The sequence below is a fragment of the Paracoccus sp. IB05 genome (assembly GCF_016405985.1).
In the GTDB taxonomy this organism is placed as follows: Bacteria; Pseudomonadota; Alphaproteobacteria; order Rhodobacterales; family Rhodobacteraceae; genus Pseudogemmobacter.
In genome coordinates, this window is record NZ_JAEFCF010000037.1 from 18,492 (window position 1) to 44,553 (window position 26,062).

General features: G+C 61.2%; 28 protein-coding genes and 2 pseudogenes. 17 read left to right on the top strand and 13 right to left on the bottom strand.

Features of this window, described 5'->3' with window-relative positions:
* Window positions 1-72: 72 nt before the first annotated feature.
* The gene (locus JC607_RS19685; protein WP_174213036.1) at window positions 73-672 is read right to left on the bottom strand and encodes a TetR/AcrR family transcriptional regulator; all 600 of its coding nucleotides are present in this window, start codon (window positions 670-672) and stop codon (window positions 73-75) included.
* Window positions 673-822: 150 nt separating this feature from the next.
* Between JC607_RS19685 and JC607_RS19690 the strand changes: the two genes are divergently transcribed.
* From JC607_RS19690 to JC607_RS19700, 4 genes and pseudogenes are all read left to right on the top strand, one after another.
* Window positions 823-1,185, top strand: coding sequence for a DoxX family protein (locus JC607_RS19690; RefSeq protein ID WP_174213035.1), 363 nt, complete (start codon window positions 823-825; stop codon window positions 1,183-1,185).
* A 25-nt stretch (window positions 1,186-1,210) separates the two neighbouring features.
* Window positions 1,211-2,632, top strand: coding sequence for an MFS transporter (locus JC607_RS19695; RefSeq protein ID WP_174213034.1), 1,422 nt, complete (start codon window positions 1,211-1,213; stop codon window positions 2,630-2,632).
* A 9-nt stretch (window positions 2,633-2,641) separates the two neighbouring features.
* Window positions 2,642-2,830 (top strand): annotated as a pseudogene (locus JC607_RS25520) (LysR family transcriptional regulator); the annotation flags it as partial.
* Between the two features lie 123 nt (window positions 2,831-2,953).
* The gene (locus JC607_RS19700) at window positions 2,954-3,607 is read left to right on the top strand and encodes a LysR family substrate-binding domain-containing protein (RefSeq protein WP_233093035.1); all 654 of its coding nucleotides are present in this window, start codon (window positions 2,954-2,956) and stop codon (window positions 3,605-3,607) included.
* A gap of 77 nt (window positions 3,608-3,684) precedes the next feature.
* Here JC607_RS19700 and JC607_RS19705 read toward each other — a convergent pair whose 3' ends face one another.
* The 3 genes from JC607_RS19705 to JC607_RS19715 form a co-directional block, all read right to left on the bottom strand.
* Complete coding sequence (locus tag JC607_RS19705) at window positions 3,685-4,473, bottom strand: YggS family pyridoxal phosphate-dependent enzyme (protein WP_198838572.1); 789 nt, start codon at window positions 4,471-4,473, stop codon at window positions 3,685-3,687.
* A gap of 26 nt (window positions 4,474-4,499) precedes the next feature.
* A complete protein-coding gene (glyA, locus tag JC607_RS19710) occupies window positions 4,500-5,804 on the bottom strand; it encodes a serine hydroxymethyltransferase (RefSeq protein WP_174213031.1) in 1,305 nt (434 codons plus the stop codon).
* A 131-nt stretch (window positions 5,805-5,935) separates the two neighbouring features.
* Entirely contained in the window at window positions 5,936-7,429 is a 1,494-nt protein-coding gene (locus JC607_RS19715; protein ID WP_174213030.1) for a PLP-dependent aminotransferase family protein, read from the bottom strand.
* 150 nt (window positions 7,430-7,579) lie between these two features.
* On the opposite strand from JC607_RS19715, the gene JC607_RS19720 reads away from it, so the two are divergent.
* Genes JC607_RS19720 through JC607_RS19730 form a run of 3 tightly spaced genes read left to right on the top strand, consistent with a single transcriptional unit; the run spans window position 7,580 to window position 9,836 of the window.
* The gene (locus JC607_RS19720) at window positions 7,580-8,779 is read left to right on the top strand and encodes a benzoate/H(+) symporter BenE family transporter (protein WP_198838573.1); all 1,200 of its coding nucleotides are present in this window, start codon (window positions 7,580-7,582) and stop codon (window positions 8,777-8,779) included.
* A complete protein-coding gene (pdxY, locus tag JC607_RS19725; RefSeq protein ID WP_174213028.1) occupies window positions 8,779-9,618 on the top strand; it encodes a pyridoxal kinase in 840 nt (279 codons plus the stop codon). Before JC607_RS19720 ends, pdxY begins: the two co-directional genes overlap by 1 nt.
* Window positions 9,615-9,836, top strand: a complete 222-nt coding sequence (locus JC607_RS19730) for an aminotransferase class III-fold pyridoxal phosphate-dependent enzyme (RefSeq protein WP_198838574.1) — start codon at window positions 9,615-9,617, stop codon at window positions 9,834-9,836. Before pdxY ends, JC607_RS19730 begins: the two co-directional genes overlap by 4 nt.
* Here JC607_RS19730 and JC607_RS19735 read toward each other — a convergent pair.
* On the bottom strand, window positions 9,798-10,757 hold the full coding sequence (locus JC607_RS19735; protein WP_174213027.1) for an IS481 family transposase: 960 nt from the start codon (window positions 10,755-10,757) through the stop codon (window positions 9,798-9,800). The genes JC607_RS19730 and JC607_RS19735 overlap by 39 nt on opposite strands.
* 133 nt (window positions 10,758-10,890) lie before the next feature.
* Here JC607_RS19735 and JC607_RS19740 point away from each other — a divergent pair, with 133 nt between their 5' ends.
* Both JC607_RS19740 and JC607_RS19745 read left to right on the top strand, forming a co-directional pair.
* On the top strand, window positions 10,891-11,574 hold the full coding sequence (locus JC607_RS19740) for a hypothetical protein (RefSeq protein ID WP_174213026.1): 684 nt from the start codon (window positions 10,891-10,893) through the stop codon (window positions 11,572-11,574).
* Between the two features lie 19 nt (window positions 11,575-11,593).
* Window positions 11,594-11,917 carry a hypothetical protein gene (locus JC607_RS19745; protein WP_174213025.1) on the top strand — a complete coding sequence of 108 codons (324 nt, stop codon included), beginning with the start codon at window positions 11,594-11,596 and terminating at the stop codon, window positions 11,915-11,917.
* Between the two features lie 194 nt (window positions 11,918-12,111).
* Here the strand turns inward: JC607_RS19745 and JC607_RS19750 are convergent, their stop codons facing one another.
* The 3 genes from JC607_RS19750 to JC607_RS19760 form a co-directional block, all read right to left on the bottom strand.
* Window positions 12,112-12,390, bottom strand: a complete 279-nt coding sequence (locus JC607_RS19750) for an HU family DNA-binding protein (protein ID WP_174213024.1) — start codon at window positions 12,388-12,390, stop codon at window positions 12,112-12,114.
* Window positions 12,391-12,474: 84 nt separating this feature from the next.
* On the bottom strand, window positions 12,475-12,978 hold the full coding sequence (locus tag JC607_RS19755) for a hypothetical protein (RefSeq protein WP_174213023.1): 504 nt from the start codon (window positions 12,976-12,978) through the stop codon (window positions 12,475-12,477).
* A gap of 491 nt (window positions 12,979-13,469) precedes the next feature.
* Window positions 13,470-13,919, bottom strand: a complete 450-nt coding sequence (locus JC607_RS19760; protein ID WP_174213022.1) for a universal stress protein — start codon at window positions 13,917-13,919, stop codon at window positions 13,470-13,472.
* Window positions 13,920-14,161: 242 nt separating this feature from the next.
* Between JC607_RS19760 and JC607_RS19765 the strand changes: the two genes are divergently transcribed.
* The 3 genes from JC607_RS19765 to JC607_RS19775 all read left to right on the top strand — a co-directional run bounded on the left by JC607_RS19765 (window position 14,162) and on the right by JC607_RS19775 (window position 17,686).
* Window positions 14,162-16,324 carry a ParB/RepB/Spo0J family partition protein gene (locus tag JC607_RS19765; protein WP_174213021.1) on the top strand — a complete coding sequence of 721 codons (2,163 nt, stop codon included), beginning with the start codon at window positions 14,162-14,164 and terminating at the stop codon, window positions 16,322-16,324.
* A 102-nt stretch (window positions 16,325-16,426) separates the two neighbouring features.
* Window positions 16,427-16,741, top strand: coding sequence for a hypothetical protein (locus JC607_RS19770; protein WP_174213020.1), 315 nt, complete (start codon window positions 16,427-16,429; stop codon window positions 16,739-16,741).
* 621 nt (window positions 16,742-17,362) lie between these two features.
* Window positions 17,363-17,686 carry a DUF736 domain-containing protein gene (locus JC607_RS19775; protein ID WP_174213019.1) on the top strand — a complete coding sequence of 108 codons (324 nt, stop codon included), beginning with the start codon at window positions 17,363-17,365 and terminating at the stop codon, window positions 17,684-17,686.
* A gap of 142 nt (window positions 17,687-17,828) precedes the next feature.
* Here the strand turns inward: JC607_RS19775 and JC607_RS19780 are convergent, their stop codons facing one another.
* Together JC607_RS19780 and JC607_RS19785 are read right to left on the bottom strand one after the other, a co-directional pair.
* The gene (locus JC607_RS19780) at window positions 17,829-18,635 is read right to left on the bottom strand and encodes a hypothetical protein (RefSeq protein WP_233093034.1); all 807 of its coding nucleotides are present in this window, start codon (window positions 18,633-18,635) and stop codon (window positions 17,829-17,831) included.
* Window positions 18,636-18,644: 9 nt separating this feature from the next.
* The gene (locus tag JC607_RS19785; RefSeq protein ID WP_370584896.1) at window positions 18,645-19,376 is read right to left on the bottom strand and encodes a HupE/UreJ family protein; all 732 of its coding nucleotides are present in this window, start codon (window positions 19,374-19,376) and stop codon (window positions 18,645-18,647) included.
* A 456-nt stretch (window positions 19,377-19,832) separates the two neighbouring features.
* On the opposite strand from JC607_RS19785, the gene JC607_RS19790 reads away from it, so the two are divergent.
* From JC607_RS19790 to JC607_RS19810, 5 genes and pseudogenes are all read left to right on the top strand, one after another.
* The gene (locus JC607_RS19790; protein ID WP_174213018.1) at window positions 19,833-20,090 is read left to right on the top strand and encodes a metal-sensing transcriptional repressor; all 258 of its coding nucleotides are present in this window, start codon (window positions 19,833-19,835) and stop codon (window positions 20,088-20,090) included.
* Window positions 20,091-20,100: 10 nt separating this feature from the next.
* A complete protein-coding gene (locus JC607_RS19795) occupies window positions 20,101-21,411 on the top strand; it encodes an MFS transporter (protein ID WP_174213017.1) in 1,311 nt (436 codons plus the stop codon).
* A 243-nt stretch (window positions 21,412-21,654) separates the two neighbouring features.
* Window positions 21,655-22,206 (top strand): annotated as a pseudogene (locus JC607_RS19800) (antitoxin of toxin-antitoxin stability system); the annotation flags it as partial.
* Window positions 22,207-22,456: 250 nt separating this feature from the next.
* On the top strand, window positions 22,457-22,741 hold the full coding sequence (locus JC607_RS19805) for a hypothetical protein (protein ID WP_174213016.1): 285 nt from the start codon (window positions 22,457-22,459) through the stop codon (window positions 22,739-22,741).
* 82 nt (window positions 22,742-22,823) lie between these two features.
* Window positions 22,824-23,375, top strand: coding sequence for a hypothetical protein (locus JC607_RS19810; RefSeq protein ID WP_174213015.1), 552 nt, complete (start codon window positions 22,824-22,826; stop codon window positions 23,373-23,375).
* A 198-nt stretch (window positions 23,376-23,573) separates the two neighbouring features.
* Here the strand turns inward: JC607_RS19810 and JC607_RS19815 are convergent, their stop codons facing one another.
* From JC607_RS19815 to JC607_RS19825, 3 genes are read right to left on the bottom strand one after another with little or no spacing between them, the layout of a single operon-like run.
* Window positions 23,574-24,794, bottom strand: a complete 1,221-nt coding sequence (locus JC607_RS19815) for a hypothetical protein (RefSeq protein ID WP_174213014.1) — start codon at window positions 24,792-24,794, stop codon at window positions 23,574-23,576.
* Between the two features lie 11 nt (window positions 24,795-24,805).
* On the bottom strand, window positions 24,806-25,246 hold the full coding sequence (locus tag JC607_RS19820; protein WP_174213013.1) for a hypothetical protein: 441 nt from the start codon (window positions 25,244-25,246) through the stop codon (window positions 24,806-24,808).
* Window positions 25,247-25,257: 11 nt separating this feature from the next.
* Entirely contained in the window at window positions 25,258-25,929 is a 672-nt protein-coding gene (locus JC607_RS19825) for a hypothetical protein (RefSeq protein ID WP_174213012.1), read from the bottom strand.
* Window positions 25,930-26,062: the final 133 nt, after the last annotated feature.

Consider the following 26,062-nt stretch of genomic DNA (forward strand, 5'->3'; position numbering starts at 1 on the left):
CAAAAGGAAGTTTTTGGCGCGACTGGCACCAATGCTTCGACCGGCCGCCATCCTCCATTTTCATGATCCGCCTCATTGTTGAGGCTTCAGAAATCGGCCGACCATGGTCGTGATCAATTTGCGGCTCTCCTCGAAGTCAAGGTCCGCTGTCATCAACGGCAGCATCGGCGCGGCATCAAGGACCGCCACCAAAACCGCGCTCGTGTGCTTTGGATCAAGACCGGAATCGACTTCGCCACGTGCCTGGCCGGCTGTCAGCGCTTCTGTCAGCAATGTTCGAACACCATCGGTGTTCTCTTTGAGGATGGCTCTGATTCTTTCGTTGCGTCCCGCTTCTGCCAACAACTCGAACAGAATGCGGCAATGACCGAGATCATCCCACCCCTTCATGCTCCACAATTCCGATAGCAGAACAGTTGCCGTCTGTTCGCCTTCAGGGTGGCCGCTGAAATGGCTGTGGAGGCTGGCAAGGTAATCATCCGCCATCTGCTCAATGATCGCGTCCTTGCTAGGGAAGTAGTGATAGAGGTGGCCGGGGCTCATTGCCGCCTCTTTGCAGATCATCGAAATCGACGCGCCTTGCAGACCATGGCGCAGGAAGCACCGATGTGCCGCTGCGAGAATCTCCTGCCGTCTGCCTTCATGCTGCTCGGGAACGCGCTTGCGGACCATGGGACCTCCATAAAGATAGAATGATCGCTCTAATATATCTTGACCGCACGCCGATCATAACTAGAGTGAGCATTCAATCTATGTCGGAACGGCTGGTGAGTCCAGTCCTATGCTGCCTCAGCCGGTCCGATTTCCAAGGTGCGAGGCCACATGAACAGACCCCTTCCGATCATAGCGACCAGCCTGGCTTGGCTACTGGCGGCTTTCTTTCTCTTCGGCGCTTACGGCAACATCTTCATCTCAGAGGAAAATGCGGCGGCCTATGTGGCTTGGGGTTACCCCGACTGGTTCCATTACATCACCGCCATTCTCGAGCTGGCCGCTGGGCTGTTGCTGATTCGCGCTGGCTCGCGGCCCTATGGAGCCGGGCTTGGGGCGATAGTGATGGCTGCCGCGTCTCTCACAACACTGGTGAACGCCGATTACGGCCATGCAGTCGCTCCCAGCATTGTCCTGCTCGTCTCGCTGGTCGTGCTGGGCCTGTCCTTGGCCGTCCGGCGCGCAGCCGACTGAACCTTCCCCTTTCGGAGAATCCCCGATGAATAGCTCACCTACTCCGGCCGGTTCGGCCGATCCCGCAAATGCGCCTGCGGCGCATCTGGACGGATGGTCCGATCTTCTGTCCGGCCGCCACCTCGCCATTGTTCTGGTCATGGCAAGCGGCGTGCTGCTCTATGCCATGAACCTCTATTTCACCGCCGCACTGATGCCCTCCATCGTCGCGGATATTGGCGGGCAGCAATATTATGCGTGGGTGACGACTGCGTTCGTTATCTCGGCAATCGTAGCCTCGCTGTTTGTCAGCCGTATCCTCGACTGGAAGGGGCCGGCGCTTGCCTATGTTACGGCGTTCGTCGTCTTCGCGCTCGGCGCAGCGGCCAATGCCGCCAGCCCAACGATGGAACTGCTGATCGTCGGTCGCGTCGTGCAAGGACTGGGCGGCGGTTTGCTGGCAGGGCTTGGCTACGCGGTGATCCGTGCCGCACTCCCCGAACGCCATTGGGCGCGAGCAACCGGCGTCGTGTCAGCCATGTGGGGCTTGGGAACGCTGTTCGGGCCGGCCCTTGGCGGTGTGTTCGCGGAACTCGGACTCTGGCGCTGGTCCTACGGTGCGCTTGCGGTGGTTTCGCTGCTGTTTGGAATCATCGCTCAGCGCGCGTTCGGCCGCATGGCCGGCTCGGGGCATCGTTCGCCTGTTCCCGTTGCCTCTCTCATTCCGCTTGTCCTTGCCACCATCGCTATCAGCCTCAGCGCCATCGTGCCGATAGGCTGGCCGACGCTGGCAATGGTCGGGATCGGTCTAGTGCTGCTCTGGCTGTTCGTCGTCGTGGAGCGGCGGGCAAAAGAGACCATCCTTCCGCACATCACCTATCGGCGCGGCAACTCCCTGAAATGGGTCTATCTCACGGTTGCTGCCTTGAGCGCGGGCGTGATGGTGGAGAACTTCATTCCGCTGTTCGGCCAACAATTGGCTGGCCTCTCCCCGCTGATCGCAGGATTTCTCGGCGCGGTTCTCTCGTTGGCGTGGGTCATCGCTCAGCTTTTCGTGGTGTCGGTCAAGAGTGAGAGCGGCCGCCGCCGGGCTATCCGCGTCGGCCCATTGCTGCTGACGGCCGGGCTGATCGGATATGGGCTTCTACAGGTCGCCGGTGCCGATATTGCGATGGTGCTGATTTGGGCGGCCGTCCTCGCATTCGCTGGCATCGGCATCGGACTGGCATGGCCGCTGCTCGGTGTGGCCGCGATGAGCAGTACCCACGACTCCGCCGAAGGGGGTAAGGCTGCCGCTGCGATCACCATCACACAACTTATTGCTTTCTCGATCACCTCTGCGCTCGCCGGCACGCTGATGGCGGCAGGCGGGGAATCTGCGGTGGATTCCGCTCGCTATGTTACGCTCGGCATCGCGCTTCTTACCCTGTTAGGCATCTTCGCCGCTGGCGTGGCAACGAAAAAGTAGCCTGCCACCATGCGACGGCGGCGTCTGAAAAATGCGCATCCGGATAGATCGTCTCAAATTCTCGGCGGTCGCATTCCCCTCGCGTCACTGATTCAGACGCTTGCCGTCGCCGAACATCTGAACTTCCGCCACGCCGCCAATGCGCTCGGCGTAGCGCAATCCAGCGTCAGCGCCCGCGTGAAGGCGCTGGAGGAAGACCTTGGCATCCTTCTGTTCGAGCGTCACGCACGCGGCGTCAGGCTGACCGAGGCAGGACGCCTTTTCGTCGAGCGGATAGCTGCCGGCGTCGATCATCTTGACCATGCGGTGAAGACAGCAGGCATGGCAGCGACAGGGAAATGTGGTCGCATCCGTATCGGCATCCATGCCCTGATCCCCGGCAGCTTCCTCGCCGAGCTGATCGCGCAGTATCGCAAAACCCATCCCGGCATCGAGGTCGAGATGAACGAAGGCACGGCCCGCGATGCGGTCATCCAGCTTCGCGCCGACCGGCTGGATGTGGTGTTCGTCGCGGGCAAGCTTGAATTGCCCGACTGCCATACCCGCCCGATCTGGACCGAACCGCTGGTGGCGGTGCTGCCGGAACAGCATCGTCTTGCCGGGCAATCGGCAATTACATGGGCCGATCTGGTGGGCGAGACCTTTCTCGTCCGCCATGGCGGCACTGGCCCGCAGGTTCATGACCACATTATGCTGCGCTTCGCCGGACGCTGGCCTGCGCCGCCAATCCTGCGTTTCGACGTAGGGCGCGGCATGCTGCTGTCCATGGTTGGGCAGGGCTTCGGCATCACCATCGTCGGGGCAGCCACGGCACTGCTGCCGACGACCGGCATCGCCTTCCGATCGTTATCCGACGAGCTGGAGCCGGTTGCCTTTACCGCCGTCTGGTCGCCGTTCAACCGCAGCACCGCGCTTCACAATCTGCTGTCGCTCGCCAGCGAAATGGGACGATCGGTTCGGGCGGACCGATTTTAGCCGCGATTCGATCCGGTCAGCCAGCATAGACCGAGCGACGTGCAGGGTGCTCGGCATCGTGGCCCCTGGGTAGAGGGCTATGAGAGTGGTATTGCGCCCGGCCAGTAGAAGGCATCATCGGTCGGACGCGGGCCGAAGATGGCCTGACCGACGCGCACCACATCCGCACCTTCCTCGATGGCCAGTTCGTAATCACCCGACATGCCCATGGACAGCCTGGTCAGCCCCGGATGGACAGCCAGCGCGCGGTCACGCAACTCGCGCAGCAGGCGGAAGCACGGCCGCACCCGCTCGGCGTCGGAGCTGAAGACCGCCAGCGTCATAAGCCCTTGTGGCTTGAGGCGCGGATAGTCGACCAGTCGCTCGACGAAGGGCAGAAAATCATCGGGATGCAGGCCGAATTTGCTCTCCTCGCCCGAGGTGTTGACCTGCACGAAGACATCGAGGTTGCGCTCCAGCGCGTCAAGGCGGCGGTTCAGTTCCTCGGCCAGCCGGATACTGTCCAGCGCATGGAACTCGGACGCGAAACGAACAAGGTATTTCACCTTGTTGGTCTGAAGGTGGCCGATGATGTTCCAGCGGATCGCCAGATCGGCCAGCGCAGCCTGCTTGTCACGCGCCTCCTGCAACTTGTTCTCGCCGAAATCGGTGATCCCGGCGGTGAAGGCGAAACGCAGGATATGGGCCGGAACCGTCTTGGTGACGGGCAGCAGGCGCACCGCATCGGCGCTGCGACCGCTGCGCAGGCTGGCGGCTGCGATGCGCTCCTGAACATTTTTCAAATTGGCGGCGAAGCGACTGGCGGGATCGTCGCCGAAGCGGGCGATGTCCTTTGGCGAAAGATCCGGCATCGGGGTGGCGGTCATTTAAGTGCTGGCCTCACTCATGCTGTTCAATATGGCAGCGGAAAACGCGCGACCAGTTGGCGCACACGGCCGGCGATCTGCCCGCGCTCGGAATCGAGCGTTCCTGCGCGTACGCCGTGAAGCGTATCGAGGATCAGGGATGCGATTTGGCGATACTCATCGGGACCAAAACCGCGCGAGGTGCCGGCAGCGCTTCCCACACGGATGCCGGAGGTCACCATCGGCTTTTCCGGATCGAAGGGAATGGCATTCTTGTTGAGCGTGATGCCGACCGACTCCAGCGCCTTCTCGGCGATATTGCCGGTCACACCCAGAGGACGCAGATCGACGACAGCGAGATGGCAATCGGTGCCGCCTGTGGTGATTGCCAGACCACCCTGGATCAGGACTTCCGCAAGTGTGCGGCAGTTCTCGACCACGCGTTGCGTATAAATCTTGAAGGATGGTTGCAGGGCTTCGCCGAAAGCCACCGCCTTGGCCGCGATCACATGCATGAGCGGGCCGCCCTGAAGGCCGGGAAACACCGCAGAGTCGATCTTTTTCGCGATCCCGGCATCATTGGTCAGAACGAAGCCGCCACGCGGGCCCCTCAGCGTCTTGTGCGTGGTGGACGTGACAATATCGGCATGGGGCATTGGCGAAGGATAGGCGCCACCAGCGACCAGCCCCGCGAAATGGGCCATGTCGACCATCAGGATGGCGCCGACATCGTCAGCGATCTCACGGAACCGTGCGAAGTCGAGTTCGCGCGGATAGGCTGACCCGCCGACGATCAGCAGCTTGGGGCGGTGTTCGCGTGCCGCTTCTGCGACCCGGTCCATGTTGATGAGGTGGCTGTCGGGCTCTACGCCATAGCTCGCCACGTTGAACCATCGCCCCGATATGTTGACCGGCGCTCCATGGGTGAGATGCCCGCCGGCCTTCAGGTCGAGACCGAGGATCGTGTCGCCGGGATTGAGGAGCGCGAGGAATACCGCCTGATTGGCCTGGCTGCCCGAATGCGGCTGCACATTGGCATGGGCGCTGCCGAAAAGCTGCTTCAGCCGCTCGATGGCGAGGTCTTCCACCACATCGACATTGGCACAGCCGCCATAATAGCGCCGGTGCGGATAGCCTTCGGCATATTTGTTCGTGAGGATCGAACCTTGCGCTTCCAAGACGCCGGGGCTGACGAAGTTCTCCGAGGCTATCAGTTCGATGCAATTACGCTGGCGGTTCTGTTCATCAGCAATAGCGGCGAATACCGGACTATCTCCACCCGACAGACTGATGCTTCCAACACTTCCTTCGGCAAGGGGCTGGCTCGGGGCGTAGGCTGTCGATGTTGCCATCGCTGATCTCCTTCAAGGTTCAGGCAGGGAGCGGCTCACCACATGGGCATCATGCGGAAGCCGGTTTGCCGGTCCCTATCACGAAAGTGGTCTGATATTCCCATCCACTTATGGGATCATATCCAGACCATTTAGGTAGGCATCCTCACCGACTGGAGTGCGTTCGCCAGTTTTCTGACTGCAACCTCAAGCTCCGCCGGCGTGTATGCGGCAAAGCCCATCAGGAAACCGGCCTTGCCGCCGCCCGTGGCATGTAGCGGCGACAGTCCCAACAACTCCACGCCGACACGGCGCGCGGCATCCACGGCCACGCGCTCGGGAATGTCGCAGGTCAGAACGCAGGGCATCTGCAAACCACCGATAGGAACACGAGGTTCGACAAAATCGGAAAGGTGTTTGCGGACCAAGCTAGAAAGCGCATCAAGCCGTTGCGCATAGATGCCGCGCATAGCCCGCACATGCGCGCCGAAATGCCCGCCTTCCATGAAACGTGCGAGAGTAAGTTGCGCTATGGACGCGGTGTGACCATCAAGCAGCGTGCGTGCGACCGTCATCGGCTTGACCAGTTGCGGCGGCAGCACGAGATAGCCGATCCGCAAGCCCGGAAAGAGCGACTTGGTGAAGGTGCCGATGTAGATGGTCCGATCATGCGGATCGAGGCCCTGAACGCAGGCGGTGGGCTTACCCGCATAATGGAACTCGCTGTCGTAATCGTCCTCGATGATCCATGCCTGATGCCGGGCCGCCCATTCGATCAGCGCAAGCCGACGATCCAGCGCTAGCGTCACACCGGTCGGGAACTGGTGTGAAGGTGTAAGGAAAACGGACTTCGCCCGACGCGGGTCGTCGATGATCGGCTCAACGACGATGCCCTGTCGGTCCACACGAACGGGTACGCATTCCAGCCCCGCCGCGTCGAACGCCTTACGTGCGCCGTAATAGGCCGGGTCTTCGATGAAGATGCGATCACCGGGATCAAGCAGCATGTTCGCGCAGAGCGTCAATGCCTGTTGCGAACTGGTCAGCACCAGCACGCGGTCGGCCGTGGCGCGCGCCCCGCGTTCGAGATTCACATAGTCGGCGATAGCCCGGCGCAGCGGCTCAGCCCCCTGCGGATCGCCATGCAGCAGCGCCAACGTGCCGGTTTCCTTCAACACCTGTCGTTCCAGCCGTTCCCAAAGCGGGAGGGGAAAGCTGCGCGTATCCGGCACTCCGGGTGCGAAGGGGCGCGGCATGAGTATCTCACGCACACCACCACTGCGGAACGTAGCGTCGCCGCGCTTACTAAGGTTTGGCGCTTGGTTGCGCATGAGAGCGTCGCGCTTGGAGCGCCGATGTCCGGGTGCGAACTCCGTCATTTCCGCCACGAAGCTGCCGCTGCCGACGCGCCGTTCAATGAAGCCCTCGGCATGAAGCTGCGCATAGGCGGATTCTATCGTGTCGCGCGAAACGCCCAGCGACGCCGCAAGCGCGCGAGAGGCTGGGAGCGCCTTTCCGGGGCCAATCGCGCCGTCAAGGATCAGTTGCCGGATCGCCCGCTGTATCCGCGCATGGAGCGGCATCGCCGAATGGGCAGGATGGGCGAGCCATGCCTTCACGGATTCGAGCTGTGAGTGCTTGAACAAATGGTCTGATCCTCTGGAAATAATTGGCGGGGAACATCAGGCCATTGACCGGCTAAATGTCAAGGCATGTTCGCGGCCTCGTGCCCTGTCGCCCTGCCTTGGAGAATTTTCGGAACCATGTCGTCCAGTCCGTCACCATCGCCTATCCGGTTGAATGATCTTACCCACCCCATCGTCGCCGGGCTGATCTCCGTCATCGTCAACTATGGCGGGACGTTCATTCTTGTGTTCCAAGCCGCGCGGGTTGCGGGCCTTAGCCCGGAATTGACGGCATCATGGGTATGGTCGGTATCGATTGGCGTCGGGCTGACCGGGCTGTTCCTGAGCTGGCGCTACCGCGAGCCGATCATTACGGCCTGGTCAACACCGGCTGCCGCCTTTCTTGTCACGGCGCTTGCCAGCACGTCCTATGCGGAAGCGGTCGGAGCCTACATCATCTCCGCTGCTGCCTTCGTTCTGCTCGGCATGTCGGGATATTTCGAGAAGGTCATCCGATTGATCCCGCCCGGCATCGCCTCGGGCCTGCTCGCGGGCATATTGCTGCAATTCGGAATTGGGGCCTTTGGTGGTGCGAGCGTCGATCCGCTGCTGGTTGGCCTGCTGATCCTTGCCTATGTGCTGCTCAAACGCATTTCCGCGCGTTATGCCGTGGTCGGCATCCTCGTAATCGGGCTTGTGTTTCTGCTCTTGCAGAATCGCGTCGATCTGTCGGGCCTGCAATTGAAGTTCGCCATGCCGATATTCACCATGCCGGAGTTCACGCTGAACGCGGCATTGAGCGTGGCGCTGCCCTTGTTCCTCATCACACTGACCGGCCAGTATATGCCGGGTATGCTGGTGCTTCGGAATGACGGGTTTAAGACGAGCGCCAACCCCATCGTGACCGTGACCGGCCTTGGCTCGCTTGTCATGGCCCCTTTCGGCTCCCATGCGTTCAACATCGCCGCCATCACGGCCGCCATCGCTACGGGCCGCGAAGCGCATGAAGACCCGTCGAAGCGGTGGATCGCTGGTATCGCGGCAGGCTGCTTCTATGTTCTGGTCGGCGTGTTCGGCGTGACCCTTGCGGCGGTATTCATGGCGTTCCCCGCCACGTTCATCACCACGCTCGCGGGCCTCGCGCTACTCGGCACCATCGGCGGCAGCCTCGCGGGAGCCATGGCGGAACCGGCATCGCGCGAAGCGGCGCTCATTACGTTCCTCGCCTCGGCCGCCAACATCAACATGCTCGGTGTAGGAGGCGCTTTCTGGGGGCTGGTGATCGGCCTCATCGCATACATGGTGCTGAACGGACAGCTTCCCCGCAAACGGCCTGTCGAAACTGCGATCAGCGAAGGCGCGGCAGAGTGATGACCATGCAGACCTCTATCATCTCGATCCAGAGTCAGGTTGTTCATGGGCATGTCGGCAACAGCGCCGCCGTCCTGCCCATGCAGGCGCGCGGGCTAAACGTGGCGGCGGTGCCGACAACCCTTCTTTCCAACAATCCGCATTTCGAGACTATGCGCGGGCGCGTGTTGGAACCGGAATTGGTGGGCGACCTGCTACGCGGCGTCGAGGAACGGGGGTTGATCGAAACGAGCCGCTACATCGTTTCGGGTTATCTCGGCTCGCGCGCCAATGGCGAGGTGGTCGCGGCGTTCGTGGAACGCGCCCGCCAGCTCAATCCCGACATCACCTATATCTGCGATCCGGTCATGGGCGACTCCAATCTCGGGGTATTCGTCGCCGAGCAGGTCATCGAATGTCTGCTGGACCATTTGGTGCCGCTCGCCGACCTCTTGACCCCCAATCAGTTCGAGCTTGGCTTGCTGACACAGAGCCAACCGACATCATGGCCGATACTGAAAGCAGAGGCAGCGAAGGTTCAGGCAATCCGGGGGGCGCGGCTCATTGTTACCGGCTGCACATTCCCAGACACCCCGGCCGGTTCGCTGGAAAATGTCGTGTTTGAGGATGGCACGTTCATGCGCCTGACCTCTCCCCGCCTGCCTATCGTACCGGTCGGCACGGGCGATTTGTTCACCGGGCTTCTAACCGCCAACCTTGCGCACGGCCGCAATCTGGTAGGGGCCGCCCGAAATGCTGCCGCCGTGGTTCTCGAAGTCCTCGGGCGCACCATCGCCGAGGGCGAACATGAAATGCAGCTCGGCAGCGTCATCGACGCACTGGTGGAGAACATCGAATGACGAGCGCACTTCTTGCCGTATTCCAACCGGCGTCCATGGTGTTCGAGCAGGGTGACGGCGCATGGCTTACGGCAACCGATGGACAACGCTATCTCGATTTCGGCGCGGGAATTGCCGTCAACGCCTTGGGTTATTCGCATCCTCATATCGTCGCGGCACTGGAGCAGCAGGGTCGCAAGCTAGGTGTTCAGTCCCGGCATCTGGTGGATCGGGTTTAGGATGAATCGATCCGGCTCTGATGTCCAGATTTTGCAGATGTATTCGTAGGGCGTGAGGCCGCTCAGCGTCTTGAGCCTTCGGGCGAAGTTGTAGGCTGCCAAGAAATCCGCGAGGTGCGTTCGAAGCTGGTCGTGGCTGTCGTAGTGGTATCGCTTGACGGTTGCGTCTTTGATCGTGCGGTTCATCCTCTCGACTTGGCCGTTCGTCCACGGATGGTTCGGCTTGGTCAGCCGGTGCTCGATCCCGTTGGCCTCGCAGATCATGTCGAAACGCATCGGCCGCGAATAGATGGTGTTCCTGTTGCGCGGCTGCTCTGCGAACTGGATGCCATTGTCAGTGAGAATGGTGTGGACCTGGTAGGGCACGGCTTCGAGCATGTGCTGCAGGAACTCCCAGGCGGTCTTTCTGTCAGCCGTTGCAACGAGTTGGGCGACCGCGAACTTGGCCGTTCGGTCAATGCCCACAAAGAGATAGAGCTTGCCCTCACCCGTCTGCACCTCGGCGATGTCGATATGGAAGAACCCGATGGGGTAGCGCTTGAACTTCTGCCGCTTGGGCTTTTCGCCCTCGACATCCGGCAGGCGCGAGATTCCATGGCGCTGCAGACACCGATGAAGCGCTGACCGCGTCAGATGCGGGACAGACGGCTGCAGGGCATAGAGGCAGTCGTCCAGCGGCAGCAACGTGTGGCGCCGGAATGCAACAACCATCGCCTCTTCTGCCTCGGTCAGCACCGTTGAGCGCGGTTCCGTCGGCCCGGTCTTCCTATCCTCGACCGTCGCACGCTTGCGCCACTTCGCGACCGTCTTGGGGTTGATGCCCAATTCCCGGCTCAGCTGCGCGAGCGAAGCCTGCGATCGCTGTATTGCAGTTCTGACGGCGTGCGTGGTCGTGGCGCTCCCGTGACGAACTTGTCCCATGCTGCATCCTTCCATTCCAGAGAAAGGATCGCACCATCAAACCGTGGGATCAAACACCTAGGGGACGGCTCTGTATCATCGGCATGGCGTGGATGCTTGCGCTGCTACATTCTCCGAGCAACGAGGAACCGTGATGCTGAGAGACCACCGCCCCGATTTGGTTTTCGTTGTCACAGGGGAGGTGTGGCTCGAGTTCCTGCGGGTTCGTGAGGAAACGGGCGATGCTCTATGCCTTGGCTTTTTGCAGACTTGCGAGGCCCATATGAAGGAAGCCGAAGACGCCGGGGACGATGAACGGCTGTGGCACTGGCGGGCCGTCATGAGCCTGGGCTGCCAATATGGTCTGTCGTTCGTCAGCGCCGTTGAGGTGGACGGCGAGGTTATGAGGGAAATGGAGAAAACCCCGATATTTACCTATCCCAACGATGCGGATCTGACCCGCGTGGTGATCGACGGGAAGCAGTTGGACTACGTTGCGCTCCGATCCGATGTTGCTTTACCGTTTTTCGAAACGATTGCTACACGTGAACCCGACCACACCGTCCGCATCACTCATAAAACAGACAAGGAGCAGTTCTATACCGTTATTGCTGAGGCCGATATCGCGGCGCTGAACGCGGCAATTCTGCGCCATATGCCAATCATCCCTGTCAAATTCGCCGCCGATACTTTGGTTCTGCTCCGGGAGAAATTCACCGCGCAATTCGACGACGCGGAACCGCATCAAGACGTTCGGGCATTTATGACGGCGGAAGGTATCCCCTATCAAACATCCGGACATAGCTATTACATACAGTTCGCAAGGGTGGCGGAATAGCGAAAGGCGGGGGATGCGGATGGATCGTGTTGTCCTTTACAGTGAGGAAGCGACTGCCAGTACCAGGAAATGGTGGAGGACAGACGCGGGATTGGACGGCAACGGCGACATCCGCATCATCAGCGGAGACGGCAAGATTGAGTGGCATATGACCATTGCCGCCAAGGACGTGCCATTAATGAGATCCGCTCTTTCCTGCCAACTACAGGATGCCGCGGATCGCGATGCCCTTACACTCCTGGCTCAGAGGTTCACCGTCAGCGCAGGTGGTGGCAATCCCTACGATGAGATCCAAGTTTTCTTAGAGAGGGAAAACATCAGCCACAACATCACCACCTGGTGAAACGGAGAACAATCAGGCCAAGCGCGTCAGCGCGAGGCCGCGCCGGCTGTCGCGTGACAAAAGATACACCGGACGGTAGGGGGAGGTGCCGTCCGGTGCGGTCGTTGTAACCGCTCGCGGGGTTGGCCAGATATGGGATGCGGGGCAATGGCCCTTCGCTAACCGATCTCATGCCTCCCCGCTATCGGATCGCTTCAAGCCTTCAGCGCGTCCTTCACGGCCTTTGCCGGGGCGAAGGTCAGCTTTTTCGAGGCCGCGATGGTCACGGTGGCGCCGGTGGCGGGATTGCGGCCTTCGCGTTCGGCGGTTTCTTTCACCTTGAACTTGCCAAAGCCGGGGATTGAGGTTTCCTCGCCGGCGATGGCTGCTTCCGTCACGGCTTTGAAGACAGCCTCGACGGCCGCTTTGGCCTGAAATTTCGTCAAGCCGTTCTCTTCGGCGATCTTGCCCGCAATGTCATTGATCGTGGTCATCCTAGTTTACTCCTGTTGGATTGTGACGACCATTGCAGCTTTGGCCGCGAAGCGGAATCGTCAAATTCGAGGCCTGATAGAACCTTACACAGATTCTTGGCGTTGGATTTCGAGAACGTCTGCGCGCTCTTCGGCAGGAGTGGGCACGTAATCTTTCATCAGGTCCATCGTCTGCTGACAGGCCTCATCACGTGCTTGCAGGGGTGCGGCAACCAGTCCCCGAAGCGCATCGAAACTCTCGAACTGCGCCCTCTGACTGGTGGCTAGAAGCCTGATCGTGCCGATTGGCCTATGGCTTTGCATGAACATTTCCAGCCAGGCACCGAGATAGTCGGTTCCATCACCGATCGGGGAGCCGCTGGCTTCCAACCTGTAGACAAGAACGGCGTCTGTGATTGCCTCGCCACTGGTCGGTTCAAAAGGACCAAGCTCCCGGCGTTCCAGTAGCCACTGCAGAGTGATGTCCGGGATTGCGTGAAGCACCCGAGGGATGTCCTCGGGACCTGGCATTGGCACAGACAGCAGGGCGGTGTCGAGGCACCGCCACTGACTGGTGGTCGCGGAATAGAATGCAAGCAGATAGCGCATTGTCAGCATGCCCATATGTTCTTGTTGTCGCTGGCATCGTCGCCCGACCTGCAGGTAGGGATGGCGTCTTCTGCTCGCAAGGATCTGCGATTGAGGCTGGGCGACATGTCGCCCATGGGCGGTTGCCGCTCATGGCGATAAGCGACTATCTCCGCCGAAACAGGCGGCTCAGCCATCCACTCTCACTTGCCGCTTTGCGCCGCTTCAGCCCCGGTAAACCGGCGAGAACTGCACGACCAGCCTCTGTCAACTGATAACGTCTTGCGCTGGCCACCTTGAAGAAGCCGCGGTCAGTCAGGCGCTCAGCTATCTGGTCGATGGTCGGATTCCCGTCCGCGTCAACCAGGGACAGAACCCCATCAGGTCGACCTTCGGCACGGCGAAGAAGATCGACCCATGATGAGGGAAGGTCATCGGGCACCGCATTGCTCCCAAAGCAGGGGCACTCGGGAAACCCGACCGGTTCGCAGGATCTTCACGTCTGCCGTACCTCAGCGGACCACCAGGACCGGCACCTGGCTGTGGGCCAGAACTTCGGCAGTCTGGCTGCCGAGCAGCAAGCGGCCTAGACCTCGCCGACCATGTGAGGACATACAGATTAGGCTGCAATCGCGGGTCTTTGCGGTCTCGACGATGGCCTCTGCCGGAAACCCGTTCGGGACATGCAGAACTTCGGCCGACACGCCGATCTTGTCGGCGGCCTCTTTCGCGGCCTTCAGGATGCCATCGGCCAGTTCTTTCTGGCTCTCTTCATAGCTGCCATTCATCTCGATAGGTGCGACCCATGCGCCGCCTGCAGCTGCGGCATAGACCGGGAACGGCTCGGTGATGGTGACGATGGTGACCTTTGCGCCAAGCGCCTTCGCGAGCGTCAGACCATGGTCGAGGCCCTTGGTGGCAGTTTCGGATCCATCGGTGGAGATCAGGATGTGATGATACATGACCATTCCTTATCAAGTGACGGGGCAGATCTGGTGTAAGGCGGGATCGTCTTCTTGTCGCACAGCCGTGGACGGGGGCCAAGGAAATCCCGACAAATCAATACGCCAGGGTGTGTCCAGCATCCTTCACCCACGCCCGTCCGAGATCTCCGTCCAGGAGAGGGAGAGAGGGGAGGGGGGGTCCATGACGGGTTGGTAGCCGGAGAGAGGGTCTCCCCGGCGCCCGTCCTGGAGTATCTGACATGGTCACTGCCGTTCAGAAGATCACGCTGTCGTCCTCGCGCGATATCCCCTTCAACAAGCTGGTGTTGAGCCAGTCCAACGTCCGGCGCGTCAAGGCCGGCGTTTCGGGCGATGAACTGGCCGAGTCCATCGCGCGGCGCGGGCTGATCCAGTCCCTGCATGTCCGCCCGGTTCTGGGCGAGGATGGTGCCGAGACCGGCCTGTTCGAGGTGCCCGCCGGCGGTCGCCGCTTCCGGGCGCTGGAACTGCTGGTGAAACAGAAGCGCCTCGCCAAGACTGCACCGGTCCCCTGCATCGTGTCGAACGCTACCGACGATGTGCTGATCGACGAGGTGTCGCTGGCCGAGAATATCGAGCGCGCGCCGCTGCATCCGGTCGACCAGTTCCGCGCCTTCCAGGCCATGCGCGAGAAGGGCATGACCGAGGAGGCGATTGCAGCTGCCTTCTTCGTCGACGCCAAGGTGGTGAAACAGCGCCTGCGGCTGGTCTCGGTCGCGCCGGCGCTACTCGAGATCTATGCCGAGGACGGCATGACTTTGGAGCAGCTGATGGCCTTCACCATCTCTTCGGACCATGAGCGCCAGGTTCAGGTCTGGGACGCGGTGAAGGACAACTGGTCGAAGGAGCCCTACAATATCCGCCGCCTGCTGACCGAGACCACGATCCGGGCCTCCGACAAGCGCGTCACCTTCGTTGGCATTGAGGCCTACGAGGCTGCGGGCGGCTATGTGCTGCGCGATCTCTTCCAGCAGGATGATGGCGGCTGGCTGCAGGATCCGGTGCTGCTCGACCGGCTGGTGAACGAGAAACTGAAGGTGGAGGCCGAGACCATCGCCGCCGAGGGCTGGAAATGGATCGAGGTCGCGGTCAGCTTCCCCTACAGCCACGCCTACGGCATGCGGCAGATCATCGGCACCACGGTCGACCTGACCGAGGAGGAGCGCGCGACGCGCGGGGCGCTTCGCGACGAATATGACCGTCTCGAGGCAGAACATGCCGAGGCAGAGGAATATCCCGATGAGGTTGATGCCCGCCTGGGCGAGATCGAGAAGACCCTTGGCGCATTCGAGATGCGGCCGATGACCTATGAGCCGGCGCAGATGGCGCGGGCCGGGGTCTTCGTCAGTCTCGATGTCGATGGCACGCTGCTGATCGAGCGCGGCTATGTGCGGGCCGAGGACGAAGCGCCGCTGGAGCCGGAACCCGAGATTGTCGACCCCGAGACCGGTGAGGTGCTGCAACGGGCGGAGCCCGATGTCTGTCACCAACGCACGGTCATCACCCTTGGCGGTGAACCCAGCACGCCGCCGGAGGAGGAGGAGGAAGACGACGCCGATGCGATTAAGCCGCTGCCCGAGCGGTTGGTGATCGAGTTGACGGCGCATCGGACGCTGGCACTGCGCGATGCGGTGGCGAACAATCCGCGCATCGCGATGACGGCGCTCTTGCACCGGCTTGTCCTCGACTGCTTCGGCATCCGCAGTGCCGGCCATGCGTTGCAGGCCCGGGTTCAGGACGTGCATCTGTCGGTGCAGGCCCCGGATCTCGGTGACTCGCTGCCGGCGCAGGCTATCGACGAACGGCATACGGCCTGGAGGGCGGATATCCCGCTCGAAGACCATGATGACCGGCTTTGGGATTGGCTGCATGCTCTGGATGAGGCCAGCCGACAGGCGCTTCTGGCTCATTGCCTGAGCTTCGGGGTCAACGCGCTTTATGAGCGGCCCAATCCCTATAGCGGCAATGGCATCAGCCAACATGGTCTTGATCGCCGATTGCAGGAGGCGGATCGTCTGGCGCGCATCACGGGTCTCGATCTTGTCGAAGCGGGCTGGAGGCCAACGGTCGCTAACTACCTCGGCCGCGTGACCAAGGCCCGCATCCTTGAGGCTGTGCGCGAAGGGGTTGGCGAGCAGGCTGTGGAGTTGATCGGCCATCTCAAGAAGGGCGAGATGGCCACGGAAGCCGAACGCCTGCTTGCGGGCAGCGGCTGGCTGCCGGAGCCCCTGCGGATGGACGGCGCTCAGGCCACCGAGGATGCGGGCGCGGGCGAGAGCTCGGAATTCGATTCGCTGCCTGACTTCCTCTCGGACGATGGCGAGGACGACGATGCACTCGAGGAAGAAGAGCAGGAACCGCCGCACAGCATCGCTGCGGAATGATCTTCAGCTGCGGGGCGGCCTCGGTCGCCTCGCAGCTTGATTACCCAACCCCTCAGTCTGCCCGGTCCTTATGACCGGGCTTTTCTTTTGGAGCTTTCGCCCATGCCCGGAACGATCACCATCGACGCGATCTTCGCAGAAGACCGTATGAATCCACCGGCAGAGCGTTGTCTGCCATGGATCGAGAGCCGCGACGGCATCACGGTCGTCATTGAACCCAAGCCCCATTGGGCCGAGGATCTGCGGGTCTTCCGCCTTGAACGCCGTGAATACTGCCGCTATGCCGACTGGCTGGTCGATGTTGGGCGGGCGCGCTTCTACGGCCATATCGACACCAGCGGCGATGATGTGATGCAGAACGCCCGCGCGATGATTGCCCGCGAAATCACGGAAGGCTTATGGGATGCGGTCCGGTGAGCCGACCGCGGCCTTTCGAACCGAGGCCCTGGTGGGGATTCAACGCACCGTGCCGCCGTGGCCGGGTAGGGATCAGGCCTTTCCTCGTTCCGGCCTCGGCCATCACGGGTTCGGAGGACCGGTCGCCCGCATTGATCGCGCATCAGGTTCACTGTCTCTTCCCGGTCGAGCGTTGCGGCGGCTTGTGCCCTCCCGGCCGCCGATCAGGTCCAGTGTGGCATTGCGCCGCTAGGGCCGCAGGTCGGTGAAGGGGGCGCAACCGTAGCTGCCCGCTAACAAGTTGATATCGCCGGAGGTTGCCTGTCGGGTCCTCCCGACGGTTCCTTCAGGGTCGCCGCTGTCTCCTGTCTCTCTGGTGGGGTTGGGACCGCTCGCATGCGTCCTCTGTGATGGGCTGATCTGGCCGAAGAGCAGCGCTATGCGCTTCGACCGCTTTGACGCAACAGCGTTGTCCCAACTTTCTTCCCCTGTCGGCGATGCCGCCATTCCGCGCGGAGCAAGAAAGTTCCTCCTGTGCTGTCGGGCCCCCTGCGGGGGTGCGTCATCGGTCGTCTCCGGCCCTTCGATCGCCATCGAGGCCGCACTGGAGCGGGCCCGAACACGAGAGAATGGAGACAGACAATGGCGACCATCGGCACCTTCAAGAAGACCGGCAACGAATACACCGGCGAGATCGTCACCCTGAGCGTGCAGGCCAAGGGCGTGCGCATCATCCCCGATCTGCGGGCCTCGGGCGAGAACGCCCCCTCGCACCGGATCCTGGTCGGCCGCGCGGAGATCGGTGCCGCCTGGACGAAACGCTCGAACGAGGGGCGTGAGTATCTGGGCCTGAAGCTGGACGATCCGAGCTTCGCGCATCCGATCTACGCCAACCTCTTCGCTGACGAGGATGGCGAGGCGTACAGCTTGATCTGGTCGCGGCCCAACAGCCGCCGGGGGGACTGACCCCCCCACCAGGGCCCCGGTCGAAAAGACCGGGGCCTGATGTGCGCAAATTCGGAACCGGGCCGGTTGCGGCATCCCGTCTTTGCATCCGGGATTGCGTTTGCGCATCTCGTGAGAGGTGCAAATCCCGACTGCGATGGGGTTACGGTTGAATGAACCGGCTATACTGACCTCCGGTACGCAGCGTCAGGGTAACTGGCGCATCGCTCCGGTTTCGCCAGAACCAGCCATGATTTCCGGTAAAGTTTGCTGTAAGTTCGCCCACCTCACCTGAGATGCCCCGCCCCTGTGCATAGGTCACATTCTGTCCTCCACCATCGCCATGGGTGTCGTGATTCAAAACGCCACCGTTTGCTGACCACTCGAACCTGGCAATCTGTCCTCCCGTCATTGCCAGTTTGATTTCGATTCCTTCCCCTGGTGCAAGAACTACCGAAAGGTCGTCCCGCCATGTTCCGTCGTTTGCAGATGGGGGCATCTCATCAGTGGCCACAGCATTTGGTGCCGATGCCCCGGCGGGATCGACTACCGGAGCGACTTGCGGTGGAGTTAATGGCGCTGAAATCAGCAGTGCTGCTATGTCGCTCAACTGGGCGTCAATTGCGTCCAGGCGCGCTGCAATTTGCGGGTTGGTTGCCGCTGCAGCTTCATCGGCAGCTGCTTCTGCCGCGAGTTGCCCCTTGATTTCGCCCATCTCCTTCAGGCCAAGAGCGCGACCCACCCCTGTAAAATCTATCCCGAATTCTGCAGGCAGCACGAAGAGGACCAGGATCACAGCGGCGCCGGCCCCTGCCTTCAACGTTGAACGGATCAATCCCCTGCCAGAAATACCGGATGGCAGGTCAGTTGATGGCTGATCGGATTTCCGGCCATTGCTGTGACGTGGTTCCGCGCGCAGGCCGCCGGTTTGCGGGATCGGCGGGGCCTCATGTATGTTGAAACGGTTCATGTTCTTCCCCTATGCCACAAAAAATCCGGTAATCTGATAGCCCATGAGAACAAAGCCGGCGGTCATCATCAGTATATTGGCTGTGTAGGCCTGCCGGCCGAAGGCGCGGGTCGCGCGCCAGTGGTTCATGAACAGCAGGATCGCCAGCAGGGCAATGATCTGTCCGATCTCGACCCCGACATTGAATGCCAGAAGATTGGGGACCAGACCGTCCCGGGCAATATTGTAGTCAAGGACTTTTGACGCCAGGCCGAAGCCATGCATGAAGCCGAACAGCAGTGTGGCTGCTTTGGTATTTGGTTGGAACCCGAACCAGAGCGGGAAGGCCCCCAGATTGTCGAGAGCCTTGTAGACGACGGAAAAGCCGATGAGGGCGTCGATGATGTAGCCGTTGATGCCAATGCCGAAATAGACCCCGGCGAGCATCGTGGTCGAGTGACCTATGGCGAACAGGCTGACATAGCCCGCGATTTGCTTCGCTCCGTGGAGGAAGAAGATCACCCCGAACAGAAACAGGAGGTGATCGTATCCTGTGACCATGTGTTTGGCCCCGAGATACATGAACGGGAGTATTTTTACTCCGTATATTTCAGATATATAGCCCTGATCCCCTAATGTGACGCCATGCGCCAGCACAGTTTGGGTGAGAGCCAGAAGTCCGGCCACAGCCAGAGCGAGCACAGGCCAAAGCCTGGCCCCCATGCTCCTGGTGGCCGACTTCCTGCCGAAGTCGAGTTTCATTGAGTGGTCCTTTGTATCCGAATTTCCCGAAAGCGCGGATGATGCGCGGTTTCATTCAGATACGCGGAGGTCGTCGTAGCCCCTCTTGCCTGTCAGGCCCTGCCGTTCGTTCTGTCAGCGCGACTGGAGCACGATCTCTGAAGCTCTCGCTTGCGACAGGCGGCGGCACCAGCGCGGAAAGCTGATGTTCGTGATCTGTGGCGTCGTGGCCACCGGCCTTATCGGAAGCGATATGGGAATGTCCGTGGGCCAGGGTTTCGGCTGATGCCGCGCCAACGGCTGGGCCGTGCGTCAAAGAAACAATGATCGGAGCCAGTGCAAAGCACAGCAGTGTCGCAATCACGATCCATCTGGCCATGATTGCGCGCATGCCTGAGCTCTGTGACTTTCCTGGCGTCATCGATCCGGTTCATTCGACACTTGCTATATCCCCCCGGGGGGGATACGCATTGTGATATGACAGAACCGCACCGCCATGCAACCCATCCTGACCTCATCAAGAGGTTGAAACGTGCCGAAGGGCATATGCGGCACGTCATCGCCATGATCGAGGGAGGCGAGCCGTGTCTGGACATCGCGCGCCAACTGACTGCGGTCGAGAGCGCGGTGACTGCCGCTAAGCGGATGCTGATCCATGACCATATTGATCACTGTCTGGACCACGATGCGGGTGAGGTCCTGGCTGAAATGAAAGCGCTCACCAAACTTCTCTAGAGGATCGCAGATGCTCGGCATCCTGAAGAACCGCACCTATCGGCATCTGTTCACAGCGCAGGTGATTGCGCTGGTCGGAACGGGGTTGATGACGGTGGCTCTCGGTTTGCTTGCCTATGAGATGGCGGGGGCAAATGCCGGTGCGGTGTTGGGCACTGCATTGGCCATCAAGATGATCGCATACGTCGGGGTTGCCCCCGTCGCTCAGGCGCTGTCCGACCGTTTGCCTCGCCGATCCCTGATGGTCGCGCTCGATCTGGTCCGAGCCGCCGTGGCGATCTGTCTGCCGTTCGTTACGGAAATTTGGCAGATTTACCTGCTGATTTTCGCGCTACAAGCGGCCTCTGCCGGGTTTACCCCGACCTTTCAGGCTGCCATTCCTGACATCCTCCCTGAAGAGGAAGACTATACTCGCGCATTGTCGCTTTCGCGGTTGGCCTATGATCTGGAAAGCCTTGTTTCTCCCGTTTTGGCCGCAGCTCTTTTGACAATTATCAGCTTTCACAGCTTGTTTGCCGGGACGGTTATTGGCTTTCTCGTATCTGCGGCGCTGGTCGTTAGTGTTAGGATTCCGACCCCCGACCCCGGCCCGCGCCGCAGGATCTGGGACAAGACAACGCGTGGCCTCAGGCTTTACCTGGCGACGCCGCGCCTTCGTGGCTTGTTGGCGATCAATCTGGCGGTTGCTGCGGCCGGTGCCATGGTCATCGTGAACACTGTGGTGATCGTGAAATCCGGCTTCGGCCTGACTGAATCAGAGGTTGCCTTTGCGCTTGCCGCCTTTGGTGGAGGCTCGATGATCGCGGCGTTTGCGCTGCCGCCGTTACTTGATCGGATCGCCGATCGCCCGGTTATGATAGCCGGGGCGGCGGTCGTGGTGGCGGGTACGGCTTTGGGAGCGGTGGTTCAGTCTTATCCCGTTCTGCTTGCGCTCTGGCTGTTGATCGGCTTTGGCTACAGCGCGGCGCAGACGCCCTCGGGCCGTCTGCTGCGGCGTTCCTCTCACGCCCAGGACCGACCCGCGATTTTCGCGGCACAATTCGCGCTGTCTCATGCGTGCTGGCTGATAACCTACCCGCTTGCCGGCCGCTTCGGAGCGGCGTTTGGCCTGCAGTCGACCTCTATTGTCCTGTCTTTGATTGGACTCGGGGGCGTTCTGCTGGCGCTACGTCTATGGCCGGCCGGTGATCCATCCGATCTCGTGCATGAACATCCCGAACTGCCCGAGAATCATCCGCATCTGTGTGACCATGGCGTAACTGGTCAACATCGGCACGACCTGATTATCGATGATTTGCACCGTCGCTGGGCAAGCACATAAGCATCTAGGACAAAGGTCTGAGCGGCAGGCTCGCCTCCTGGCCCTGTCAGGCAGGGGTCGGGAGTAACCGCTTCTTCGCATCTGCTGCCTGTGCCTTGGCCGAAAGGCCGGTGGCTTCGGCTTTATTGTACCAGTCGATGCCCGAGTGCGGCAACATCTCGTCAGGCGTTCACATCATCCTCGAACTGCCGCAGGCGGGTGATGATGGTCGATTGGGCAATCGACAGGGCCCGCACCTAGTAACGCAAGTGCGGCTTCGATCACGGCTGGTATGACGCCGCCGATGAGGATTTCCAGCGCATCGCAGAAATCCTCGGTCTTGACCTCAGGACCCGGCCCACCCGCCTCATGGGCGGCGGCACACGTCATGACCCCTGCATCTGGTTCAGTGGTTTCTGGTCGCAAGGCGACGGGGCTTGCTTCGAAGCATACCTTTCTTACCGGAAGGGCGCGCCTTGCCGGATCAGGGAGTACGCGCCGCAAGGCGCGGAACTGCACCGCATCGCCGATGCGCTGCAGACGGCCCAGCGATGCAATTTCTACCAATTGCGCGCCGATGTCCGCCATCGAAGCCACTATAACCACGAGTACGGCATGGCGATCTCGGTGGCGCGGTACAGCGCATCGCATCAGGATATGACGGCCGACGCAGAAGAAGCGGTGATCGAGGCACTGCACGATCTGGCCCGTTGGCTCTACCACCAGTTGGAGCGCGAATACGACTATCTGTCCTCGGGTGAGACCATCGCTGCTAACGACTGCACCTTCACCGAGACCGGCCGCCGCTTCGGGTGATCGCCGGCATCCTGGTGACACTTGCAACTGGCGCGGTACTCGTCGAGGGGATGAGTTCCTGCGCAATCTTCTACGCAGGAGGTCGGGATCTGGCCTGAAATGTTGGTCGCGGGCAACGAAACGGTCAAGGGGCTTCGGAACCAGATCGCATGGCGGTTGCCTGTGAGCGAGGCTCAAGGATGAGAGGCCCCAGGGTACGAATATCAATTCACGTGAGGCGCTCGTGCGTGGCGATCATGGGCTCTCGCCCATGCCACTGGCGTCGCTCGGGCTGGAACGGCACCAGTATATCGAGGCAACCGGTGAGCCGCAGGCCGAGGCATATGAGGATTATTATGCTGAAAGCAGCCATCTCGCACACGATGACATCGACGCTGTGATTGGCGGATGGCACGAATTATGGGCGGGTGATGATTTCTACCTTCCTCTGGAAATGCGGCTGGCCTTGCTCACACTACGGGACGCAGAGCCTTGGTATGAACTGATGCGTTCAGCAGGGCTCGGTACCTGGAGGGTGCGGGAGCATATCACCTGAGCATGGTCCGCATCATGCAGATCACATATCATGCAAGGGCTCAGCGAAAGCTTGTTGCCGAGCAAGCAGGAGTATAGCAGCGATGAACCGCTTGTTTGAGCATGTTGCCGAAAAAGCCGAACGCGTGATCGATGACCCGGACGCGCGGTGCCAATATTGTGAGCGAGCGGATGTGCCTGTCTTCGGCTATCCGGGCGTGATCGTCGATCCGTCACGCGCGGCCAACCCCGAACTCGCCACCACCGACCCCGAAGTGTTCGAGCTTTGCGCAGACTGCATCAACAGCAGCGCGGTCGAACGGAACGACGACTTCGAGGCTAGTCGGCTCATCGCCCATTTCGCAACCGATCCGAAGGCAGCCTTGGCCGCCTACCACCGTCTCCCCGATATCCCGCTCTTCCTCCAGCGCTTTGATTGGCCGATATGCTGCGGCACATGGTGCGTGTTCACTGGTTCACCAACCGATCATGCCGCATTGGTGGCGGTACAGAGTTCCCTCCGATACTGGCAACAGGGACCGGCCCTAAGAGGGCGCGACTTCGCGAGCGAAGGAGAGCCGGAATTGATGACGGAGATCTCCTGCTTTCGCTGCGATACCTGCGGTGAGCGCTACTACACCGATCAATTCACCTAACACGACTTTGCCAGAAGTGAAGCGGGTTCGCCGCAGTTTTCGCAGAGGCCCCCGGCTTCGGATTTGATCAATGATGCCCTTGAACTGCCCCGGGTGTTGAATGGATGCCTGACACGGCCGCCGCCAGAACATCGTGCCAGATGCTGTGCCGGAGGGCGCAGCATAGCTGTACTCCAGTTCTATTGCGTGATCGCCGTCCTATTCCTTCAGAAAATTCAGCCCATCGATGACCAGAAGTTCGTCGGAACCGATATCGGGGGCGAAGATGCTCAGCATCTGGATGGTGCCGTCATCTCCTTCAAGCGTCAGGGTATTGTCCTCGAGGCCGTAGCGACCCCGTTCGGCGGGCCGGTCGCCCGAGACGGTTGCACCGCCGGTCTCGGATGTCGTGGTTGCGCCGAACCAGCCTTCGCGACTGAATGTGCCGTCGGGCCGCAGCGTCAGACTGCGCTGGCTCGCCATGCTGGTCGAGGATCCGATCCCATTGCCGCTGGCGGCCCAAAGATGGGTCCATGTGCCGTTCAGGGTCGTTCCGGCGGGAAAGGGCGGCACGCGGAAATGGGTCTCTCCGTCGATCAGCAGATCATCTCCGTCCGGGGCGAAGGGCAGAACCTCTTCCTCGAGAAGACCATAGGCATTGGCGACGCTGCGCAGGGTGATGCGATCACCCGCCACGGAATAGAGACCACAGGGAAGTGGGTCATCGACGCAATATTCCGACACCGTGCGCCCGCCGGTGGGCAGTTCCGTGCTGAATCTGCCGCGGCGGTCAAAGACGAGGATCTCGCTTTCCGACACGAAATCCATGCCGCCGAAGACATTGATCTGAAGACCGGAACTGAGATGGGTGTAGACGCCCTCCAGCCCGCCATCGCCCGGTGCCGGGATCAGAGCAAAACCCTCATCGCCGGGGTTCAGCTTCAGCGACCGCACCAGCCCCGAGAAATCTGCTTCGGCCGCCTCGCGGTTGATGCCGCGCAGGCCGCCAGTCACCAGCATCAGAAACATCTGTCGCCGGTCATCATGGATACCGACCAGTGTCTGGGCAAAGCTGACCCCATCGCGGCGGGTGCAGCAGCGCGCATCAACGCGGATGCCCTGGCCAGAGGTTGTGACGCCTTGCTCGGCAGTATCGGGGTCTTCCGTTGCAAGGTCAGGCAGGCCGCTGCGGACCACGGTCAGAAAGTTCGTGTCGAAAGCTACCCCGGCCTCATTGAACGGGCCAAGGATGACAATGGTCGCCATGCCCGAACCGCGCTCATCCGCGGCCTCGGGAAAGCTGCGGGTCAATTGCCGGGTTGTGCCATCGGCCGAAAGATCCCAGCCCGCAGGCAAATTCAGGCTGGCACCGTCAATCCGGATCTCCTCGGCCAGGGCGGGGCTGCCGAGAAGACAGAGCCAGAGACACAGGTGCCGCATGGCTCGAGCGATCATTTCGAAACACGTTCCAGCGTCAGAAGCGCCTGGTCGAACCACCAGAGTTCCATGACGCCCGGCGCAGTTGACAGATAGACCGTCCCCGGTCCCCAGGCCTGTCCATCGCCGCACAGCACGGCCAATGCTCCGGGTGCGACATGGATCGGGTCGGGCGTCTCGGCCGCGGGCAGGATGATCGGCCCGGGGCAATCCTCAAGCGCAGTATTTGCCGGCACTGATCCGTTCGGTCGCCAGATCATGGACTCGTCTGTGATGGACAGAACCACCCCCATATAGCTGGGATCGTCTTCGACAATCGCGGTGATCCTTTGCGAAGGATCCTGCAACCGGACGGCGGTGACCTCCCAATCGCCAAGGGGCAGGTTGCCTTGGGCGAGTGCCGTTGCGGTCGATGCGATCAATGCGCAGGCGGTCAGGGGCAGAAGATGTTTCATGCTTTTTCCTCTCAGCGCATCAGCACGCTGTCTTGCGTGGCCTTGTCATAGGAAAGACCGAAGGCTTGGAGTGCGCCTGATTGCAGCCGGATACCGTCATGGATTGTCGCCGCGTCAAACAGCCATTGATAAAGGCGGCCCTGGTCATGCGGCGGCTCGGTTTGCAGTGCGGTGGCGAGGGTCAGAAACCCGGCCTCGCGTTCGGACGCCTGCGCAAGCGCCGCGCCGACTTCGCCGATGAATGTGCCCGCCGCATCGGCCAGCGGATACCACAACCCGCCATCCCGGCTCTCCGATACAGCAAGTGCGGTCAGGGGCGAAGCCTGCGGGTCGCCGCCCCTCAGCACGAGATATGCCTGTCTGCCGAGAGTGTCGGCTCTATCTGCGGCAACCATAGCAATCGTATAGGCCTTGAGTGCTGCGCCGCCGCTCTGGTCCAGCGCGTCGATCATCTGAGCGGGATCGCGGTTGATCGCAGCCTGCAACGCGTCGAGCAGCCTGTCGCGCTCGGCCGGGCGCTGGCCCTCGAGATGAGCAGCCAACTGCGAGAAGACCTGCGGCGTGATTGCCGCCGTGTCGGGGATGGCCGGCATAGAGGGGGCAGGGCTGCGCCATAAGGAGGCCACCAACAGGGCAAGCACAAGAGCGCCGAAGCCGATGACGAGGCGGCGGTATGGCAGCATGACCGGATCCCTTCAGTGCCTCGACCTGCATGAGGTCTGCAAGGCACAGAGGTAAGACATTCCACGCTGAAAAGGCATCCTCACGCAGGCCCTCAGGCCTATTGCGGCGATACTCCGCCGCATCGCGGGTCGA

Bases quoted from the DNA above. Each gene is read 5' to 3' on its own strand.
- JC607_RS19695 (WP_174213034.1), top strand. From the start codon at position 1,211: ATGAATAGCTCACCTACTCCGGCCGGTTCGGCCGATCCCGCAAATGCG.
- glyA (WP_174213031.1), bottom strand. From the start codon at position 5,804: ATGGCAACATCGACAGCCTACGCCCCGAGCCAGCCCCTTGCCGAAGGA.
- JC607_RS19820 (WP_174213013.1), bottom strand. From the start codon at position 25,246: ATGAAACATCTTCTGCCCCTGACCGCCTGCGCATTGATCGCATCGACC.
- JC607_RS19775 (WP_174213019.1), top strand. From the start codon at position 17,363: ATGGCGACCATCGGCACCTTCAAGAAGACCGGCAACGAATACACCGGC.
- JC607_RS19735 (WP_174213027.1), bottom strand. From the start codon at position 10,757: ATGGGACAAGTTCGTCACGGGAGCGCCACGACCACGCACGCCGTCAGA.
- JC607_RS19690 (WP_174213035.1), top strand. From the start codon at position 823: ATGAACAGACCCCTTCCGATCATAGCGACCAGCCTGGCTTGGCTACTG.
- JC607_RS19685 (WP_174213036.1), bottom strand. From the start codon at position 672: ATGGTCCGCAAGCGCGTTCCCGAGCAGCATGAAGGCAGACGGCAGGAG.
- JC607_RS19765 (WP_174213021.1), top strand. From the start codon at position 14,162: ATGGTCACTGCCGTTCAGAAGATCACGCTGTCGTCCTCGCGCGATATC.
- JC607_RS19790 (WP_174213018.1), top strand. From the start codon at position 19,833: ATGACAGAACCGCACCGCCATGCAACCCATCCTGACCTCATCAAGAGG.
- JC607_RS19805 (WP_174213016.1), top strand. From the start codon at position 22,457: ATGCCACTGGCGTCGCTCGGGCTGGAACGGCACCAGTATATCGAGGCA.
- JC607_RS19770 (WP_174213020.1), top strand. From the start codon at position 16,427: ATGCCCGGAACGATCACCATCGACGCGATCTTCGCAGAAGACCGTATG.
- JC607_RS19815 (WP_174213014.1), bottom strand. From the start codon at position 24,794: ATGCGGCACCTGTGTCTCTGGCTCTGTCTTCTCGGCAGCCCCGCCCTG.
- JC607_RS19750 (WP_174213024.1), bottom strand. From the start codon at position 12,390: ATGACCACGATCAATGACATTGCGGGCAAGATCGCCGAAGAGAACGGC.
- JC607_RS19760 (WP_174213022.1), bottom strand. From the start codon at position 13,919: ATGTATCATCACATCCTGATCTCCACCGATGGATCCGAAACTGCCACC.
- JC607_RS19785 (WP_370584896.1), bottom strand. From the start codon at position 19,376: ATGAAACTCGACTTCGGCAGGAAGTCGGCCACCAGGAGCATGGGGGCC.
- JC607_RS19810 (WP_174213015.1), top strand. From the start codon at position 22,824: ATGAACCGCTTGTTTGAGCATGTTGCCGAAAAAGCCGAACGCGTGATC.
- JC607_RS19755 (WP_174213023.1), bottom strand. From the start codon at position 12,978: ATGCGCTATCTGCTTGCATTCTATTCCGCGACCACCAGTCAGTGGCGG.
- pdxY (WP_174213028.1), top strand. From the start codon at position 8,779: ATGACCATGCAGACCTCTATCATCTCGATCCAGAGTCAGGTTGTTCAT.
- JC607_RS19780 (WP_233093034.1), bottom strand. From the start codon at position 18,635: ATGAACCGTTTCAACATACATGAGGCCCCGCCGATCCCGCAAACCGGC.
- JC607_RS19825 (WP_174213012.1), bottom strand. From the start codon at position 25,929: ATGCTGCCATACCGCCGCCTCGTCATCGGCTTCGGCGCTCTTGTGCTT.
- JC607_RS19700 (WP_233093035.1), top strand. From the start codon at position 2,954: ATGGCAGCGACAGGGAAATGTGGTCGCATCCGTATCGGCATCCATGCC.
- JC607_RS19730 (WP_198838574.1), top strand. From the start codon at position 9,615: ATGACGAGCGCACTTCTTGCCGTATTCCAACCGGCGTCCATGGTGTTC.
- JC607_RS19705 (WP_198838572.1), bottom strand. From the start codon at position 4,473: ATGACCGCCACCCCGATGCCGGATCTTTCGCCAAAGGACATCGCCCGC.
- JC607_RS19740 (WP_174213026.1), top strand. From the start codon at position 10,891: ATGCTGAGAGACCACCGCCCCGATTTGGTTTTCGTTGTCACAGGGGAG.
- JC607_RS19745 (WP_174213025.1), top strand. From the start codon at position 11,594: ATGGATCGTGTTGTCCTTTACAGTGAGGAAGCGACTGCCAGTACCAGG.
- JC607_RS19795 (WP_174213017.1), top strand. From the start codon at position 20,101: ATGCTCGGCATCCTGAAGAACCGCACCTATCGGCATCTGTTCACAGCG.